Source organism: Corynebacterium jeikeium (assembly GCA_003955985.1).
Classification (GTDB): Bacteria; Actinomycetota; Actinomycetes; order Mycobacteriales; family Mycobacteriaceae; genus Corynebacterium; species Corynebacterium jeikeium_D.
Window position 1 is genome coordinate 2,341,977 of the sequence record CP033784.1, and the last position, 18,819, is coordinate 2,360,795.

At 58.2% G+C, this 18,819-nt stretch carries 16 protein-coding genes; 7 read left to right on the plus strand and 9 right to left on the minus strand.

Annotated features, from left to right (window positions below; translation table 11 throughout):
• Positions 1-11 precede the first annotated feature (11 nt).
• Positions 12-629 (minus strand): trimeric intracellular cation channel family protein, encoded by a 618-nt coding sequence (locus tag EGX79_10360; GenBank protein AYX82540.1) that lies wholly within the window; start codon positions 627-629, stop codon positions 12-14.
• 116 nt (positions 630-745) lie between these two features.
• Positions 746-1,594, minus strand: a complete 849-nt coding sequence (locus EGX79_10365) for a carbon-nitrogen hydrolase family protein (protein AYX82541.1) — start codon at positions 1,592-1,594, stop codon at positions 746-748.
• Positions 1,595-1,737: 143 nt separating this feature from the next.
• Here EGX79_10365 and EGX79_10370 point away from each other — a divergent pair, with 143 nt between their 5' ends.
• Together EGX79_10370 and EGX79_10375 are read left to right on the plus strand one after the other, a co-directional pair.
• The gene (locus tag EGX79_10370; GenBank protein AYX82542.1) at positions 1,738-2,055 is read left to right on the plus strand and encodes a hypothetical protein; all 318 of its coding nucleotides are present in this window, start codon (positions 1,738-1,740) and stop codon (positions 2,053-2,055) included.
• A complete protein-coding gene (locus EGX79_10375; protein ID AYX82543.1) occupies positions 2,043-3,605 on the plus strand; it encodes a hypothetical protein in 1,563 nt (520 codons plus the stop codon). Before EGX79_10370 ends, EGX79_10375 begins: the two co-directional genes overlap by 13 nt.
• Before the next feature lie 107 nt (positions 3,606-3,712).
• On the opposite strand, the gene EGX79_10380 is transcribed toward EGX79_10375, so the two are convergent.
• From EGX79_10380 to dnaK, 4 genes are read right to left on the minus strand one after another with little or no spacing between them, the layout of a single operon-like run.
• Complete coding sequence (locus tag EGX79_10380) at positions 3,713-4,123, minus strand: MerR family transcriptional regulator (protein ID AYX82544.1); 411 nt, start codon at positions 4,121-4,123, stop codon at positions 3,713-3,715.
• A complete protein-coding gene (gene dnaJ / locus EGX79_10385; GenBank protein ID AYX82545.1) occupies positions 4,123-5,319 on the minus strand; it encodes a molecular chaperone DnaJ in 1,197 nt (398 codons plus the stop codon). Before dnaJ ends, EGX79_10380 begins: the two co-directional genes overlap by 1 nt.
• 60 nt (positions 5,320-5,379) lie before the next feature.
• Positions 5,380-5,967, minus strand: coding sequence for a nucleotide exchange factor GrpE (grpE, locus tag EGX79_10390; GenBank protein ID AYX82546.1), 588 nt, complete (start codon positions 5,965-5,967; stop codon positions 5,380-5,382).
• A gap of 2 nt (positions 5,968-5,969) precedes the next feature.
• Positions 5,970-7,811, minus strand: coding sequence for a molecular chaperone DnaK (dnaK, locus tag EGX79_10395; protein ID AYX82547.1), 1,842 nt, complete (start codon positions 7,809-7,811; stop codon positions 5,970-5,972).
• Positions 7,812-8,329: 518 nt separating this feature from the next.
• Here dnaK and EGX79_10400 point away from each other — a divergent pair.
• Positions 8,330-9,061 (plus strand): DUF1775 domain-containing protein, encoded by a 732-nt coding sequence (locus EGX79_10400; GenBank protein ID AYX82548.1) that lies wholly within the window; start codon positions 8,330-8,332, stop codon positions 9,059-9,061.
• A 277-nt stretch (positions 9,062-9,338) separates the two neighbouring features.
• Here EGX79_10400 and EGX79_10405 read toward each other — a convergent pair whose 3' ends face one another.
• Positions 9,339-10,103 carry a cyclase family protein gene (locus EGX79_10405; GenBank protein ID AYX82549.1) on the minus strand — a complete coding sequence of 255 codons (765 nt, stop codon included), beginning with the start codon at positions 10,101-10,103 and terminating at the stop codon, positions 9,339-9,341.
• A 246-nt stretch (positions 10,104-10,349) separates the two neighbouring features.
• Here EGX79_10405 and EGX79_10410 point away from each other — a divergent pair, with 246 nt between their 5' ends.
• Positions 10,350-11,126, plus strand: coding sequence for an enoyl-CoA hydratase (locus tag EGX79_10410; protein AYX82550.1), 777 nt, complete (start codon positions 10,350-10,352; stop codon positions 11,124-11,126).
• 6 nt (positions 11,127-11,132) lie between these two features.
• Here EGX79_10410 and EGX79_10415 read toward each other — a convergent pair whose 3' ends face one another.
• Positions 11,133-11,741, minus strand: a complete 609-nt coding sequence (locus EGX79_10415) for a YdcF family protein (GenBank protein ID AYX82551.1) — start codon at positions 11,739-11,741, stop codon at positions 11,133-11,135.
• 788 nt (positions 11,742-12,529) lie between these two features.
• Between EGX79_10415 and EGX79_10420 the strand changes: the two genes are divergently transcribed.
• From EGX79_10420 to EGX79_10430, 3 genes are all read left to right on the plus strand, one after another.
• The gene (locus EGX79_10420; protein ID AYX82552.1) at positions 12,530-15,916 is read left to right on the plus strand and encodes a 4Fe-4S dicluster domain-containing protein; all 3,387 of its coding nucleotides are present in this window, start codon (positions 12,530-12,532) and stop codon (positions 15,914-15,916) included.
• Between the two features lie 203 nt (positions 15,917-16,119).
• Positions 16,120-17,286, plus strand: coding sequence for a hypothetical protein (locus EGX79_10425; protein ID AYX82553.1), 1,167 nt, complete (start codon positions 16,120-16,122; stop codon positions 17,284-17,286).
• A gap of 133 nt (positions 17,287-17,419) precedes the next feature.
• The gene (locus tag EGX79_10430; protein AYX82554.1) at positions 17,420-18,073 is read left to right on the plus strand and encodes a DNA-binding response regulator; all 654 of its coding nucleotides are present in this window, start codon (positions 17,420-17,422) and stop codon (positions 18,071-18,073) included.
• Positions 18,074-18,213: 140 nt separating this feature from the next.
• On the opposite strand, the gene EGX79_10435 is transcribed toward EGX79_10430, so the two are convergent.
• Positions 18,214-18,813 carry a hypothetical protein gene (locus tag EGX79_10435; protein ID AYX82555.1) on the minus strand — a complete coding sequence of 200 codons (600 nt, stop codon included), beginning with the start codon at positions 18,811-18,813 and terminating at the stop codon, positions 18,214-18,216.
• Positions 18,814-18,819 lie beyond the last annotated feature (6 nt).

The window sequence follows — 18,819 nt, forward strand, 5'->3', positions numbered from 1 at the left end:
GGGAGTTTTTTTTAATCGCGCCCCTGGTAGTCAAATACCGGCAGCGACCAGCCACGCCACAGCGCCGCTAGTCGAATGAACAGCGCCGACAGTACAGCGCAGATAATGTTGATGCTCTCGTGCAGGCCAACCATGTCGAGCACGTAGTAAAGCGTCGCCGCGACGACTGCGATGGAGGCATAGAGCTCCTTTTGGAACACCAGTGGGACGCGGTCACACATCAGGTCGCGGAGCACACCTCCAAACGCACCGGTAAGAACGGCGCCGACAATAGCGATGATGACACCGTGCCCCATCTCCATGGCCACGCGGGCACCGATGATGGAAAACGCCGACAAACCGATCGCGTCAGCGACCAAGAACACGACTCGGAAGTGCTTCATCAGGAAGTCGGCCAACAGCACCGTGATCAGTGCGGCACCGACGATAACCAGCAAATATTGTGGGCTTGCAACCCACACCAACGGATAGTGGCCGAGAATGACATCTCGCAGGGTGCCACCGCCGATGGCAGTCATGCACGCAATTGTTGAAACCCCAAAGAGATCCATGCGCATTCGACCGGCCGCCAGCGCACCGGTGACGCCTTCGGCCGTAATTCCAATGACCCAGAGGATGTGGAGCAGCATGATAAGAAATATAAAGGACTTCGCCCGAATCGGTAGAACTATAGGCTAATATCCCGCAATCTTCGCTCCCCCACTCCTGCTTTCAGCTCGGCTCGGCCCTCTTCATTGCTTCCCAGCTAGCCCTGATCGCGAATCTCCAGCACCGGAATCGAGCGGCGAATCCGCTCCACCTCCGCTATATCAACATCGGCGACAAGCAACTGCGGGCTGTAGCCCGCCGAGGCAATAACCCCGCCGTCCGCATTGACCAGCATGGAGTGCCCCGCGCCAGTTGGCCCCTCATCCTTCCCCGCTGCCTTAGCCCCGCCAGGCCGGGCCGCATCAACTGCTGCAATCACACAAGTGCTATCCAGCGCACGCGCCGAGACCAGAGTCTGCCACTGCGTCACCTTGCCCGGACCATCATTCCACGATGCAGGCAGCGCGATGACCTCCGCGCCCAGGTTGGCCAGTTGAATGAATTGCTCCGGAAACCTGATGTCAAAGCATGTCGCAAGGCCGAGGGCGACCGACGATCCGTCGACAAGCGGGACATCACACACCACGTGCGCGTTGCCCGGCGCGACGGTATCGGATTCGCGAAACCCGAAAGCGTCGAAGAGGTGGAGCTTGTCGTAGAACTCGACACCGGGGCCGTCCTCATCACGCCAAGCCAGGAGCAGCGAATTGAAGACACGGTGCATCGTCTTACCGTCGCGCTCCACTTCATCTGCCGGGCGGAACATGCCGACTACCACGCTGATTCCGGCATCGTGAGCGGCCTGCGAGACCTCCGCTACGAACCTATCGCTGCTGGACTCCGCCACGGCATCCAGGCGACCGGAATTGAACGCCTTCATCGTGGCCTCGGGGAAGACCACCAAATCGGCGTTGTCCTGTGCTGCTCGCGCGATAGTCACCTTTACCGCGTCCAGATTCTCTTCAACCGATGCTGACAATTCCAACTGAGCCAGTGCAATACGCATGCCTAAATGTTACCGGCTCCCCCGGATTGACTGTCCTGAAGTTATCCACAGGACGTCGCCGTGCGTTGCTATCGCTCAGAGTTATCCACAGTTCGCTGAAGATGCTCTTCCGCTGCCTTTCGCCACCCAGCAGAATCAAAAACATGGCCGAACACATCACAGTCAATCCAGCTCAACTATCCGCCTTAAGCCGCTCTTACCAGCAGATCTCCACTCGTATTGATGGTCTTTCCACCATCGTCGCAGCTGCCCCGGGAAGTGCCGACCTCACCTCTGCCCTGCCCGGCTCACGGATTGTCCCCGCTGCCTCCACTACTTGTGGGAAGTGGTCGGAATCATTGCTTGCCGCGTGCACAAACATCGACGTTGTTGCGCAGGCTGCCGATGCCCTCGCGGTCAGCGCTCTCGCGCACGAGCATGACCAGTCCGCCGCCTTGGAAAAGCCGTCATGGTCACGGTAGGCGAAGCGCTGCTGTGGCGTGTGGATTCGCTGGAGATCCTCGCCCGGGCGCTGCGTTCCGGGGCGCGCGCCCTCACCGATTCCGCCGACAGTTCCCAGGGCGCACTCAACGCGCTTTCAGAGGATGACTTCGCCGGCGACAACCGCAGCGCCGCCGAGGCTTCTGTCACCCACAGCTCCACGCGTCTGCGCCGGAGCAGCGTAGCGCTCGAACGTCTCGCCGCCTGCTGCAGCGATACCGCCGCCATGCTTAACGACGTCATCCGCGAACTTACCGACGCGGTAAACCAGGCAACCAACCTGGGGTTTCAGGTGAATCTGGTTTCTGGTGCGGTGACTCCGCCGGAGGGCATGCTGTCTACGATTGCGCGCAGCCTCGTTCATCCCAAAATTCCTTCCGGGCCTTTCACCATGGCCGAATGGCGTGCAACCTCGCAGCTTCGGATTCAGTCGGCCTTGGCTGAACTCAACCGACTCGATGAGAAGGCGGCGGGCGCAATCTCAGCTCTTTCACCACTGGTGGCAAGCGGAGCTAGTGGCTCGGGTAGATTGCAGCCATCGCAGGCTGGTCGTGGTACTGGCACCACTAGCGACAAAGAGATTGACGGTGGTTGGGACTTGGAAGTTGGGAGCGGATGGGCTGGGGCGTATTCGAGTAGCCCGCTATCAGAGATAGATGCCGCCATGTCCGCTCGCGCCAGGGCTTTGGGGCTGCCTCCTGGACAACTATTGGAGTCCTCGCCTGGACATTCTGCGATTGCGTTCGGTGACGTTGAGCGAGCATCGACTGTGATCACTCTCGTCCCCGGTACCAGCTCTAGCGCGGAGGACGCTAGCAAGCAGTTCGAGCGTGTAGCCGCGACCTTCCACGCCGCCGGTGGAAATCCGGAGGATGTGGCGGTGGTGTTGTTTTCCTATGACGCGCCACCCAACCTCCGTGAGGCCATACGCACCGAGTATCACAATTTTGCTGCAGAGCGGCTGCAGCACTTGCAAGCCGGTTTGATTGAGCGTTCCGGTGGTGTCGATAGCGGTGACACTGCAGTTGCCGGTGGCGCTACCGCCCATGCCCAGTCTCCTACTCAGCGGCACGTTGTCGCCGGCTATAGCTATGGGGCGACGGTGGTCTCGCAGGCCTCCCTTGGTAGTGGCCTCTACGCGGATAGGGTGCTGCTCATAGCTCCGCCAGGTGTTGGCCCTGGACTGGAGCGTGCAAACGACATGAAACTGCTCAAGCCGGACGGTACAGCCCGACCCGAATATGAAAATAGCCACCGTGTGGCGGTGGCGACGTCCCCGATGGACCCCATTCGGATTCCTGCCGAACTGGGGATTCATGGGAAAAACCCGGCGGATAAAGACTTCGGCGCGTACGCACTCAACCTGAGTGAGCGTGGCCTGTCCATGCGAGACTTGGCCGAATTCATGGTCACTCCCGTGCAGGATATTCCTCAAAAGTATCGGCACGTTCAGGGCAACCCACACATCGAACACTACTTTGACGATGAAGTTTTCACTCGCGAGACCAACCGGTGGCTAACTGATAGCTGACCGGCGTCTCAGATCAACAGTTGCTTATCCGCGGCCCAAATTAACAAGCCAAGAGAAAACGGACTAACCAGCCGACGCTGCTTAGTCCGTTCAATCACCCGTGTGAGTTATCCTTCCCCGCCACGATCACCTCTGCGCCCGCGCCGCGTGCGCGGCTCCCACATCACCACTGCCGTAGAGCGTGGGACGTGAACCAGTTCGCCTCGCGAACGACGAGCCTGTGCCTTTGCTTGATAGAGCTGCTCTCGCAGTTCTGCATTTTCCTGCTCAAGCGAATCCACCCGCTCAGTCAGGTCGATGATGGCCTTAATACCGGCCAGGTTGACGCCGTCTTCCTGACTCAGACGCTGAATCTCACGCAGCAGCGCCACATCGCGTTTGGTGTAGCGCCGACCTCCGCCGGAGGTTCGCTGCGGAGTTACCAACCCGAGTCGGTCATAATTACGCAGCGTCTGCGCATGCATGCCCGCGAGATTCGCGGCTACGGATATGACATAGACCTCAGTGTTGTCGGACATTATTTCGCACCTGCCCAACCCTCACGAGGATTGAACCCGCTAGCACGTTCCGCTTCGACGTAGGAGCGCAATGCCGAAGTGGCATTGTCATCCAAATTGGTCGGCACCTTCACACGCACGGTTACCAACAGGTCACCCGGAGTGCCATTGCGCTTCGGGATTCCTCGACCGCGCACACGCAGTGTTCGGCCATCGGCTGTGCCAGCCGGGACACGCACGCGAATCTTGTCGCCCAACGTCGGCACAGTAATAGTGCCGCCGAGTGCGAGCTCGCCGAAGCTCACGGGCACCGTGACCTCAAGGTCGTTGCCGCTGCGGGTGAAGACTTCATCCGGGCGAACATGAACGGTGACAAAGAGGTCACCGGCCGGACGTCCCCGCAGTCCCGCTTCACCTTGGCCAGCAAGACGGACCTTCTGGCCGTCCACCACACCTGCGGGGACGCGAACGGTGATGGTACGACGGCGGGTGGTCACACCGGTGCCGTTACACTGCGAGCAGGGGTTCTCGATGCGAGTGCCCTGACCACCACAGTCCACACACGGACTGGAGAAGCCGAAGGCCCCCTTTTGTTCCTTGACATATCCCGAACCATGACAGGTGGTACACGTCACCGGCGAGGTTCCCGGCGCTGCGCCCGAACCATTGCAGTTCGTGCATGGCGACGGGTTGGTGAGCTGCAGCGGGATGGTGACACCTTGGGCGGCCTCGCGGAAATCGAGCGTAATCTCTGTCTCCACATCCGCACCACGGCGGGCCTTCTGCCGCCCGGCAGCACCAGCGCCACCATTGCGGTTTACGAAGCCGCCCAGGAAATCACCTAGGCCACCTGCACCACCAGCATTGCCACCGAATCCGGCACCTCCGCCGAAGAGATCTGACACGTCGAAGTCGAATCCACGTGCACCGGCAGCACCGGCTCCGCCGGCACCTGCGGCACCGGGGAATCGGAAACCACCTGCGAGAGCTGCACGCAGCTCATCGTATTCGCGGCGCTTGTCCTCGTCACCGACCACCGAGTATGCCTCGGAGATTCGCTTGAACTTATCTTCAGCGGCCTTGTTACCCGGGTTCTTATCCGGGTGGTTCTCCCGGGCTAACTTGCGGTAGGCCTTTTTAATCTCGTCGAGTGACGCAGACTTAGAGACGCCCAAGTCAGCGTAATAGTCCTTATCTGCCCATTCCCGTTGAGTCATGGTGCATCTCCTCCTTTCAGAAAAACTAATTCAAAGAAATCTGCGTCACTTGTGTCTCCGCTACTGCGGATCGCCGATGATTACCATCGCCGTACGAATGACACGGTCATTAATTCGGTAGCCCTTGCGCAGCACATTGGCTAGAACCTTGTCATCCCCTTCGGAGAGATCCTGGACAGCCTCGTGGATGTCCGGGTTGAACTCCTCTCCTGCGGCACCAAATTCCTCAACACCCTGTGCGGTCAGCACGCCGCGGAATTTATCCGCGAAAGCCTTCAGCGGGGTGCCGTCTGCCAAGTCGCCGTGCTCTTCAGCCCGGTCGAGGTCATCAGCCAAAACCAGCAGTTCTCCAGCCAGCTTTGCCTTCGCCTGTACGCGCTCGGCTTCACGGTCTCGGTCAACTCGACGACGGTAGTTTGCGAACTCCGCCGACAGGCGCTGCAGGTCCTCCGTGCGCTCATCCAACTCACGCTGGATGGCTGCAACTGGGTCTGCAGCTTCCTCCGCGGCGGTGTCGCCGGCGGCATTTTCGGTCGCCGGCTCCACGTCGTCGTCAAGCTTGGCCTGCTCGAAGACCTCGTTGACCTGATCGGCCAGGTTGGCCGGCTCCTCCGGGGTGGGCTGGTTTCCCTGATCCTGGTCAGTCATTCTTACTTGTCCTTCTCGTCCTCGTCGACGACCTCAGCGTCAACGACGTTGTCGTCAGCGTCAGCGGCCTCAGCACCCTCGGCTGCGGTTGCACCCTCAGCTGCCTGAGCCTCGTAGATAGCCTTACCCATCTCCTGGCTCTCGGTGGACAGCTTCTCGACGGCGGACTTGATGGCCTCGATGTCGGAGCCCTTCAGAGCCTCGTCGACTTCCTTGGCGGCCTCTTCAACGCGGTCGCGGATGTCCTGGGAAACCTTGTCCTCGTTCTCCGATGCGAACTTGCGGGTCTGGTAAGCCATGGACTCAGCCGAGTTGCGGACTTCCTGCTCCTCGCGGCGCTTCTTGTCCTCGTCAGCGTGCTTCTCAGCGTCCTTGATCATCTGGTCGATCTCCTCCTTGGAGAGGCCGGAGCCGTCCTGGATGGTGATCGTGTTTTCCTTACCAGTGCCCTTGTCCTTAGCGGTGACGTGGACAATGCCGTTGGCGTCGATGTCGAAGGTGACCTCAATCTGCGGGACACCACGCGGTGCCGGAGCGATACCGCCCAGCTCGAAAGAGCCCAGCAGCTTGTTAGCTGCAGCCATCTCACGCTCGCCCTGGAAGACCTGAATCTGAACGCTCGGCTGGTTGTCTTCAGCAGTGGTGAAGGTCTCCGAACGCTTGGTCGGGATAGTGGTGTTGCGTTCGATCAGCTTGGTCATGACACCGCCCTTGGTCTCAATACCCAGCGACAGCGGGGTGACGTCGAGCAGCAGCACGTCCTTGACCTCACCGCGCAGAACGCCGGCCTGCAGAGCAGCACCAACTGCGACAACCTCGTCCGGGTTAACGCCCTTGTTCGGCTCACGACCACCGGTCAGTTCCTTGACCAGCTCGGAGACTGCCGGCATACGGGTGGAACCACCGACCAGCACGACGTGGTCAATGTCGGAAACCGAAACATCAGCGTCAGCAATGACCTGCTGGAACGGCTTACGAGTGCGGTCAAGCAAATCAGAGGTGATGCGCTGGAACTCAGTACGGGACAGGGTCTCGTCCAGGAACAGCGGGTTCTTGTCAGCATCAACGGTGATGTACGGCAGGTTGATAGATGCCTGCTGCGAGGAGGACAGCTCAATCTTGGCCTTCTCAGCAGCCTCACGCAGACGCTGCAGAGCCATCTTGTCCTTGGTCAGGTCAATGCCGTTGCTGGACTGGAACTTCTCAACCAACCAGTCAACGATGCGCTGATCCCAGTCATCGCCACCGAGCTTGTTGTCACCAGCAGTTGCGCGAACCTCAACAACACCGTCGCCGATCTCCAGCAGGGAGACGTCGAAGGTACCGCCACCGAGGTCGAAGACCAGAATGGTCTGCTCCTTGTCGGACTTCTCCAGACCGTAAGCAAGTGCAGCAGCAGTCGGCTCATTGACAATGCGCAGGACGTTCAGGCCAGCAATCTGACCCGCTTCCTTGGTTGCCTGACGCTCAGCGTCGTTGAAGTAAGCCGGAACGGTAATAACCGCATCAGTGACGTCGTCACCCAGGTAAGACTCAGCGTCGCGCTTCAGCTTCATCAGCGTACGAGCGGAAATCTCCTGCGGAGTGTACTTCTTGTCATCAATCTCGATGCTCCAGTCAGTACCCATGTGGCGCTTGACCGAACGAATAGTGCGATCAACGTTAGTGACAGCCTGGTTCTTAGCGGACTGGCCAACCAGGACCTCACCATTCTTTGCAAATGCAACCACCGACGGAGTGGTGCGCGAACCCTCAGCGTTCGCAATCACCTGAGCCTCGCCGCCCTCGAGGACGGAGACACAGGAGTTCGTCGTACCCAAGTCAATACCAACAGCGCGTCCCATGATGAACACCTTTCTAGAAGAGTAAAAGAATTGCCCTTAAGTCTTACGCGCTCAAGTCTGCATTGCCGTAGAAAATCTGTCAAGCAAACTTGAGTGTGTCCGACTCAATGTTTGTCATGCTATGCAACGGACTATGGGACAAAGTTATTCCAACCCGACTCAACTTTTCTAAAAAAACCGTCATCACCGCAGGTCACCGCGATAAAAGATTTTTACAAGACTATGCTCTAAAGCCACTCACGGTAGCCGACAGCGCAATTTTCTATACAGAATCCTGCCTCTGGACTCCAGGGGGACAAAGAATTTCCTAGCACTAGCCCTGGGAACTTTCCTGCACAGCGAACCGACTAATCCCCTGACGTGTTTTGCAGCCACCGGCTCATCAACAGGCCATGCCCTTGTTACCCCATGGCCTGACACCGAATCAGCTCTGGCGGCTCCACTAATACATGTCTAAATTCTCCCCATTTACGGGGCGATTGAGCCAAGAATTCATCCCACTTATTTAGGAGTTTTTCGTGCCTCAGAATGCACAGCGACACCATTTCCCCTTTTTCCGTGGGCTCGCAGTAGCGTCGGCAAGCGCCGCACTAACCCTCGCCTTCCCTGCCATTGCATCCGCACATGTGCATGCAACCCCGTCGTCTGCCCCGATTGGCGGCTACGCGGATCTGGCTTTCGGGGTCGGCCATGGCTGCGACGGTTCGCCGACGACGAAGGTCGAGTTCACCATCCCGGAGGAGTTCGAAAAGGTTACGCCGAACGTGAACGCGAACTGGGATGTCACCAAGGAGTCGACCGGCTCTGGCAAGAATGAAAAGGTGCAGAAGGTCATCTACACCGCAAAGACTCCACTGCCGTCGGACCTGAAGGATTCTCTGACGCTCAGCGTGAAGGTGGCTGATGACGCAAAGCCGTCGACAGTTGAGGTGCCGACGCTGCAAACCTGTGAAAAGGGTTCGATGAACTGGGCTGAAAAGGACCACGATAGTGACTACCCGGTTCCAACTGTGGAGCTGATTGAGAAGTCGGAAGACAATGAACATAGCCACGGCCACGACCACAGCCACAACCATGGCACCAGCGAGACAAACCACGGCGATAGCCGCTCAGACGACGTGGAGCATTCCGCAGCTGCTACCAGCGAGGATTCGAGCAGCACGCTTGGCGGCTGGGGCCTGGGGCTCGGCCTCGTGGGCGCGCTGACCGGTATTGCCGCATTGGTAGTTTCACTGCGTAAGCGAGGTTAAGACCACAGGCGGATTGCCACTCGGGAATCCGCCTTCACCGCGGCACTGCCGCCCATGCCTTCACAGAGCTCACCCCATGCGAGCACATAGAGCCGGCCGATCTTGACAATGCACGCCGGAGGATAATCCGTGCTGTCGGCTCGTCGTTTCGGTCGACGCAGTGAACGGACAATGCAAAGCTCTCAAACAATGACGGCTGAATCACGCATCTAGGCTCGGATTGAGTTAGGCGAAGCTTTATGGCGTATTCGAAAACCGTTCGAAGGCAGTGGGAGGATTACACTGGCAAAACAGCAAAAACTCGAGCTGGGAACCCCGTCCCATCCTTTGGCTTCGGCCAGGAGACAACCACGAGAGCCCCCGTTTCCGGCACCTGGTCGAGCCCAGCCAGAAGTTCAATCTGCCATCGGTCACGCCCTAATAGATAGAGTTCCGTCGGCAAGCTGCCACCATGAGCCACGATGCCGGGGTCCGTATCAGTGGTCTCGTGCCCAATCGCCACAACGCCACGGTTGTCTATCAACCATTCGACAACCTCAACGTTCCATCCTGGGTAGTGAGTCACGCCCTCTTCATCCGCATTGGCCATTGCCTCAGCGTCAGGCCACCGCTTTGACCAGTCACTGCGAAATGCGACAAATGCACCGCCCGGAATCAAACCATTGCGTTCCTCCCACGCCTCGACATCAGCAATCGAAGGGGAGAAATCATTATCCCGAGCGACTTCAGCAGTGAAATCTAGGACGACCAAAGGCAGGATCATCTGCTCGACGCCAATATTGTCAAGAGTTCTCGTCTCTTGGACGAAATGCACAGGCGGATCCACATGCGTACCCCACTGGCCAACAAACTGATACTGGTCGATTTCAAATCCATGCTCAGCAACGGTGAAAAGCCGTGTTCGCTGTTCGTCGGGAAGCGCAGGGAATTTCGGCTGACCGGCGTGAAACGCGTGAGTCAAGTCAACATAGGTGTGGTTTTCCCGAAGCTTGCGAGCAATGTCCCATAGTTCGTGCGTGTTTGCGGTGTTCTTGTTCGACATAAAGCGAAGTATATAGACAAAGCTGTCTAGTTAGCCAATATGGCCACCGGCACATCGAGCACTAAAAGACACCAACTCGCCCCACCCTGCACCTATCAGCTCAAACAGCCTGACGACACCCGCTACCGCAGGTACCCTCGCATACAGGAAAGACTTTTCAAGCCGCAGCCACGTTCTTCAGATTTTGGAATTGCGGGCTACATACACAACTTTCACCAAACTCAAGCCATCCCAAAGGAGTATCTAATGACCACCTACGAAAACATCCTTACCGAAACCCGAGGTCGCGTCGGCATTATCACCCTGAACCGCCCGAAGGCACTGAACGCCCTGAACCACAAGACCATGGAAGAGATCGGCGCAGCAGCCACCGCTTTCGACAACGACTCGGGAATCGGCGCGATTATCATCACCGGCTCCGAGAAGGCGTTTGCCGCAGGTGCGGACATTAAGGAGATGGCGGACAAGTCCGGCACCGAGATGTATGCCTCTGACTGGTTCGCACGTTGGGATGTTCTGACTTCCGTCCGCACTCCAGTTATCGCCGCCGTCAACGGCTACGCCCTGGGCGGTGGCTGCGAGGTCGCTATGATGGCGGACTTCATCATCGCTGGCGCTAAGGCCAAGTTCGGTCAGCCTGAGGTCAACCTCGGCATCTCTCCGGGCATGGGCGGCTCGCAGCGTCTCACCCGCGCAATCGGCAAGGCTAAGGCAATGGAGATGTGCCTCACCGGCCGCATGATGGGTGCCGAGGAAGCTGAGTGCGCAGGTCTGGTCGCCCGCGTCGTCGAGCCGGACGCGCTTCTCGACGAGGCCCTGAAAGTCGCCGACACCATTGCGTCGAAGTCTCTGGTTGCCACTACCCAGATTAAGGAACAGATCAACCAGGCCTACGAAATGACGCTGTCGCAGGGACTGCTCTTTGAGCGTCGCACCTTCCACTCCCTGTTCTCCTCCAATGACCAGAAGGAAGGCATGGCCGCTTTCACTGAAAAGCGCGAGGCAAACTTCACCAATTCCTAGAAACTGCTAGTTCACAGTCGACGGGACTGCCAGCCACAGAGCCGAGTTGTCGGCGGCAGCATAGGTGTCTCGTGCACGCGGTGTGTGCGTTGGAGAAGTCACAATGACAGCAGCACGAACGCCACGGGCTCCCGATCCTGCAAGGTATGCAGTGCCTGCCGCGTTTTCAACGGTGGAGTCTGAGTTTGTTTCCATCGTGATTCGTCGCTTCCACACTCCCATAGATGCAAGCGCATCACGCATGTACTCAGCCTCAGTCTGGCAGCCCGGCCGAGTACGACCACCCGTGACGACGACCGGGTTAAGCGGATGACGCAGCGCCAGCGAACGTGCAGTTTCCAATCGGGACGTCAACACAGCAGGAGCACTGCAGTCGGGATTGAGACGGGCCCCGAGCACAATAATCGGCACCTGAGGATCAAGTAACGCAGTCTCCGCAGCTGCACGTCCGACCGGGGAAACCACCACTGGAGTCGCAAGCGAGCTATTGAACGCCTTGACTGCGACTGCACTGACCGGATTGGCGTTTACCACTGCGCCCGAGCCAAAGACCGCACTCGCAGTAAGAATAAGGCCAGCTCCAGCCATAGCGATTGCACGGAAAGATCGCGCCATTAAAGTCCCTCTCAAGAAAAGTGGCACGGAAAAATCCATACCCCACATGCCATTTAGAATCAGGCGGATAAATCCGCAGTATCACGCCGCTAATACTAGGCGCTACACAAAATGGCGCCTACATAAGAATTACGCGGGGGTGGCCAGGCACTCTCTTCGCCACCAAAATAGCACGCCGCCTACCAGGTAAATTGCGGACGTAGAGGCTTTTAAATCCACTTGGGATTCATAAAAGTGAGTTACATTTAATGACTTTTTCGTTAACTGCCAGCAAATCCCGGGATCCAATAGCAAATTATCCACCAAAACACAGGTACAGAAGTCACTATTGTTATTTAAGTTAAGGATGTAACGCATGTGAATAGATGTCCGCTTCAGTCAATCTTCAAAAATCAACACGCCACCGAACATCTTCTCCTCCTCGCAACACAGCCCCACCCCTGCACTCCAGCACTACCCCCACAATGCGTCCGCAAAACATCGAATCGACAACACTCGACAACTACATACACGCAACTCCGCCGCCACTTCCGCCTACAAATGCGTGACGACGAAAGTGCCGCGCGCCGTCGTCAAGCGAAGGCGTCAACCCCCTCGAACCCCTCTCGAATAAAACAACGATTTTTTTGCGTAATTCGTCAAATAACCGCTGGTTACACCGTGTATCGATGAATTCAGCACTATTTTGCACATTAGTTAGGTAAGCGTCCGCGGCTCGTGATAGAACTCACAAGAGAACTATTTTCACTCAGCCATCACCCTGGCTGAGCCAGCCTAGAAGGAACATTATGAGCGTGCTCAACCTCGCCGCGGCGACGGCTGACACGGCGATTCCGGAATCTACCGGATTCACCGTCGCAGTCGGCGTTATTGGCGTCCTGTTGTCCCTGCCCTGCTGGTTCATCTTTATTAAGGGATTCACCCATATGGTGAAGACCATCATGGTGGGCCAAAAGACGTACGGTCACACCGGTGAATGGGGAACCCGTATTTGGACCATGATCCGAGAGATCGTCGGTCACACCAAGATGGCCAAGAAGCCCGGCGTTGCTGTGGCTCACTGGTTCGTCATGGTGGGCTTCCTCCTCGGTTCCCTAGTGTGGTTCGAGGCGTACATTCAGACCTTCTGGCCAGCCGGTGGTTGGCCAATCCTCAGGAATCTGACCGCCTGGCACTTCATCGACGAACTGCTCGGCCTGGGCACCACCCTGGGCATCCTGGCACTGATTCTCGTCCGCCAGACCAACCTGGGCAAGGAGCGTCTGAGCCGCTTCTACGGATCCAACGCCAAGGCTGCCTACTTCGTTGAGGCCGTCGTCCTCATCGAGGGCCTGGGCATGATGTTCGTCAAGGCTGCCAAGCTGGCTACCTACGGCGACCACGGTCACACTGGCGCCGAGGTCTGGACCTGGGCGAACTTCGTCACCGGTGGTATCGCACAGATTCTGCCGGCCTCCGAAGTCATGGTGTCCATCTTCGCGCTGATTAAGCTGCTGTCCGGTATGGTCTGGCTCTTCGTTGTTGGCCGCAACCTCACTTGGGGTGTCGCATGGCACCGCTTCCTGGCGTTCGCCAACATCCTGCTCAAGCGCAACGCTGACGGCTACAACGCCCTCGCTGGGGCTAAGCCGATGACCTCTAACGGCGAGATCCTGAACCTGGAAGAGGCTGACCCGGAGGTTGACTCCATGGGCACCGGCGTGGTTACCGACCACTCCTGGAAGGCTCTGCTGGACTTCACCTCTTGTACCGAGTGTGGTCGCTGCCAGGAGCAGTGCCCGGCCTGGAACACTTCCAAGCCGCTGTCCCCGAAGCTGCTGGTTAACCAGCTGCGTGACCACGCTTACGCTTCTGCCCCGTACCTGTTGGCTGGCGAGACCATCGAAACCGCTCGCGAGGGCGAAGGCGCTGGCGCAGCACTCCTGACCAAGCCGCTGGTTGGCGACGGCGATGAGGGCATCATCGACCAGGACGTCCTGTGGTCCTGCACCAACTGTGGCGCCTGTGTCGAGCAGTGTCCGGTTGACATTGAGCACATCGACCACATCGTCGATATGCGTCGTTACCAGGTTCTGGTCGAGTCGGACTTCCCGACCGAATTGGCTGGCCTGTTCAAGAACCTTGAAACCAAGGGCAACCCGTGGGGCCAGAACGCTTCCACTCGCGCCGACTGGATCAATGAGGTCCGCAAGGAAGGCGTCGTTGTCCCGATTTGGGGCGAGGATGTCGAGAGCTTCGACGACACCGAGTACCTGTTCTGGGTCGGTTGTGCCGGTGCCTACGACGACAATGCGAAGAAGACCACCAAGGCTGTTGCAGAGATGCTTTACACCGCCGGTGTGAAGTACGCTGTGCTCTCCCAGGCTGAGGGTTGTACTGGTGACTCCGCTCGCCGTGCTGGTAACGAGTTCCTCTTCCAGATGTTGGCTGAGCAGAACATCGAGCAGCTCGACGAGGTCTTCGACGGTGTGCCGCCGAAGCAGCGCAAGATTGTCGTCACCTGTGCGCACTGCTTCAACACCTTCAAGAACGAGTACCCGGAGCTGGGCGGACAGTACGAAGTTGTCCACCACACCCAGCTGCTGAACAAGCTGGTTCGTGCTAACCGCCTGCAGCCGGTTGCTTCGGGTCAGGGCCGCCAGGTCACCTACCACGACCCATGCTTCCTGGGCCGCCACAACAAGGTATTCGAGGCTCCGCGTGAACTGATTGGCGCGTCCGGCGCCAACCTCGTCGAAATGCCGCGTAATAAGAACACCGGCTTCTGCTGTGGTGCTGGTGGCGCTCGCATGTGGATGGAAGAGACCATCGGTCAGCGCATCAACGTAAACCGCACCGAAGAGGCTGTCGGAACCGGCGCTGAGGCAATTGCCATCGGCTGCCCGTTCTGTAAGACGATGATGAACGATGGCGTCAACAACGTCATCGAGGACGACGAGAAGAAGCCGGAGGTCCTGGACATCGCCCAGATGCTCCGCGACTCCGTGAAGGTCGACGGCGAGCTGCCGCAGGCACGCGAACCGGAGTGGATTGAGCAGCCGGAGCGTGGCTGGGTCGATCCAAAGAAGGCTGAAGAGGAAGAGCGTCAGCGCCTCGAGGAAGAGGAAGCTAAGCGCAAGAAGGCTGAGGCTGCCGAGAAGAAGAAGGCAGAGAAGGCATCCGCTGCCGGCGCTGGTGCCGCAGCTGCTGGTGCTGCTGCAGGCGCTGCTGCCAAGGGTGGCGCTCCGACTCCGGGTGGTGCTCCGAAGCCGGGTGGTGCTCCGAAGCCGGGTGGCGCCAAGGGCGGCGCACCGACCCCAGGTGGTGCCAAGAAGGGCGCTCCAGCTCCAGGCGGTGCTCCAAAGCCAGGCGGTGCCAAGGCCGGCGCACCAACTCCGGGTGGCGCCAAGAAGGGTGCTCCTGCTCCGGGTGGCGCTCCGAAGCCAGGCGGTGCCAAGGCCGGCGCACCGGTTCCAGGTGGTGCAAAGGGCGGCGCCCCGACCCCAGGCGGTGCCAAGAAGGGTGCTCCAGCTCCGGGCGGCGCTCCGAAGCCAGGCGGTGCCAAGGGCGGTGCCCCGGTTCCAGGCGGCGCTAAGAAGGGCGCTCCAGTTCCGGGCGGCGCCAAGGCCGCTAAACCGGCCGCGCAGGCAGAGCCAGCAGCTGCAGAAACCGAAGCTCCGACTGAGGCTCCGAAGGCAACGAAGGGCGCTCCGATTCCGGGTGGCGCACGCAAGGGCGCTCCGGTTCCGGGTGGCGCTAAGAAGGCAGCTCCGGCCGCGAAGCCGAAGGCCGAGAAAACCGCTCCCGCCGAGGAAGCCGCTGCTGAAGTAGCGGCCACCGAGTCCGAGCAGCCAGCAGCTGAGCAGCCGAAGACCGCATCCGGTGCTCCGGTTCCGGGCGGCGCACGCAAGGGCGCTCCAATCCCGGGTGGCGCACGCAAGGCCAAGCCAGTCGCTAGCACCCCTGCCCCGGCAGCAGAGGAAACCGAAGCTCAGGAGGCTCCTGCTCAGCCAGAGGCAGAGCAGGCTCCGGCGCAACCAGAGGTTACCGAACAGCAGTCGGCGGAAGATGCCACCTCCACCGAGCAGGCCACTGAGACCCCAGCCGAGGAGACGCAGGCGCCGTCGGCAAGCGCTAAGAACCTTCCGCGCAACCAGCACGGAGTTCCGCTGCCAGGATCGGCGCGACGTAAGTAGCGCTCGCTAAGTAAGCAGGAATCCGCCCGAGAGGTTATTCTTCCCGGGCGGATTTTTTGTGCTTTACGACGATCCCTGCGCCACGGCATTAATCATGCAAATGGCACTCTCAACCGCACTGACAATATATTGATTACTGCATATTGATTACTGCATCCCGTTAGAGACGACCGCGTTGTGGTGTGGAAAGAGGTCTTGGCGTAGTGATTAAGAAATCGCTGTCACAGATAAGGGACTTTCTGAGGACTCCGGGGTCAGTGGAGATGGTCATTGCGCTGGTTCTCACGGCTCTCGATGCGCTAATTTTCCGCGAGAGCAACTCTGATCTGTTGTTGCCGACCATTATCGGTGGCCTTCAGGTCATTCTTGTTGCAGTGGCGACCTATCTGCCACTTTTTGCCATGGTGGTTGTCCCAGCGAATTTCTTGGCATTGACTTTCCTTCCCACAGAGCAGGCTCCAATGCAGATTTTCTGCGCGCTTCTCATCGTGGAAGTGATGCGTGCTAACAACAACAAGATGCCGGCGAGAATCACTGCGTTGCTCTTGTTGGTGATCTCAAACTACGACGTCAACACAAGTACTTTCGCACGTGACCATGTCGCGACCTTTGTGACAACACTGCTTTTTGTAATTGCCTACGCCATCGGCATGATGCGCAGTCGCTACAAAGAACAACGCCGGCGGGCAACGATTGAATCTAACCGCGCTCTGGAAGAGCAACGCCTTGAGTTGGCGACCGTACTGCACGACTCCACTGCCAAGTCCTTTACTCGCGTAACCATGCTGGCGCAGGCGCTCGCCATCGAGCGAGAAGGGACCGATGAAAAACTTGAAGAATCCCTGGAGGACATCGCAGAGACCTCCCGAGAAGGCCTGCTACAGCTTCGCCAGTTGCTTTCATTGCTGAAATCAGCTGACGACGAGAGTTCTTTGACCTCCGCTATCGGCCAGGATGAGCGAGTCCCCAGCATGAGCAGGGTGCTTCAACAGGCCAAGGATGAACTGCAGGAAGCTGGGTTTAACGTTTCGCTGGCCACGAAGATTGAAACCGAGCCCTCTTTGACGCAGATTTCAGAGGTTATCTCGCCGGCGCTGTCGGAGTTCTGCACGAACATTCAGAAGTACGGCGAACCGCAAACGAACGTTCACATTCTGGCGCTGAGCAACGAGGAAGATGGCTTCACGCTCGACATCAGCAATCAGATATCGAAGGCGCTACCGCATTTTCTGCCGCGGGCGATGCTCTCGAGCGGTTTGGGGCTTTCCTCACTGCATCGGCGAGTGCGACCGTGGGACGGTTCCATCACGTCAGAACGAGAAGGAAATGTGTGGAATTGCAAACTCCACATGCCACCTACCAACCAGTAGGTTACGCTAGCGTAAGATTGGTGCAGTAGCCGCCTGTGACGAAGATATCTCTCGAAAAGTCCTGGTTAGCGTAGTAATATCACACGATGACAGATATTGTTCGGTTTTTATAACTTCTATGAAAGGTTCGCGGATGTCTGACATTAAGGTTCTCATTGTCGATGACGACCCACTTGTACTCTCGACGCTGCGAACCTATTTCAAGAAGGCACCGCATATCACCGTGGTCGATGAAGCCAGCGATGGCCACGAGGCTCTCAACATTATTGCCCGTGGTGGCGTTGACGTAGTTTTGACCGATATTCATATGCCTAACATGGACGGCGTTGAGCTACTTGAGCGCATTAAGAAGGTGGAGAATCCACCGAAATTCATCGCTATCACCTCATTTGATACCGATGAAACAATGCTGAAAATCTTGAGTCTCGGCGGAAATGGCTACATTCTCAAAACTGCCCGCCCGGAATCCGTCATTGGCACCGTTGAAGATGTTTTCCAGGGCGGCACCGTCATCTCACCGATTTCTGCGACTCGGCTGATTAAAACCCTGCCGTCCCGCAACATTTCCTCATACAGGATCACTCAAGCCGAGCGAGAGGTTCTCGGCCTGATCTGCCGCGGTAAGTCAAACCACGACATCGCCAAGGAACTCGGCAAGTCGCCGGGCACTATCAAGAAGCACCTCTCCAGCATGTTCAATAAGTTTGGAGCTACCTCTCGCCTGGACCTGGCGCTGAAAGCAATAGACGCAGGCTTCCACCCGCCGGCATCCGCTGCCGCAGAATAACCAGGGGCTCTGAGATTTGGCCGGTTAGCGGCTCTGAATTGAGCCTTTGCAGGCCCGAGATGGATAGCAAAAAGGGGCATATTCACTTTCGCGAATATGCCCCTTTTACCCGTGCTGAGTGTGGAGAGAGAACTGTGTAACTACTGGATGGTCACCTCGACATGTCGCTCGCGCGGAGCCACACCGAAGTAGGTGCGCCCAATTGGCTCCCACGTCTTCGAGTTGGCGTTGCAGCGAACAGTCTGTCCGGCGAACTCGTCAACCAGGAATCCCCAGCTCAGACGACCAGTTTCACCCTTGCGTACTTCGTATGGCCCGATCTTCTGCCCGAGGCTCCAAACCATCTCTCGGGAGTATTCCCAGGAGTACTTGCGGTTGAGCTCCTTGCTGACCTTCACACTGACAGAGATATTGGTCCACCACTTCTTGGTCTTGGACTCCTTGATGGTCTGCGTCAGCGGAATCGGCTCATCACCGATGTCATTCTTCGTAGAAACAACGCCCTCAACGTCGTAGCGAGAGCCGGTGATTTCCACGAACTCAGCCACCGAACCCGGAGCTTCACAAGTGGTTCCCGGTGCCGGACCGCGGTCAACTGCCGCCGGCTTGGGCACTGGTACCCACTCCTCCGGCGCGAACGGTTCACCGGCTCCTGGATTCGGGGCGGCCACCGCTGTCGGAGCACCGAGTCCGAGCGCAAAGACCGTCGTCAAGCACATGGCGACAACACGCTTTTTCATAACTGC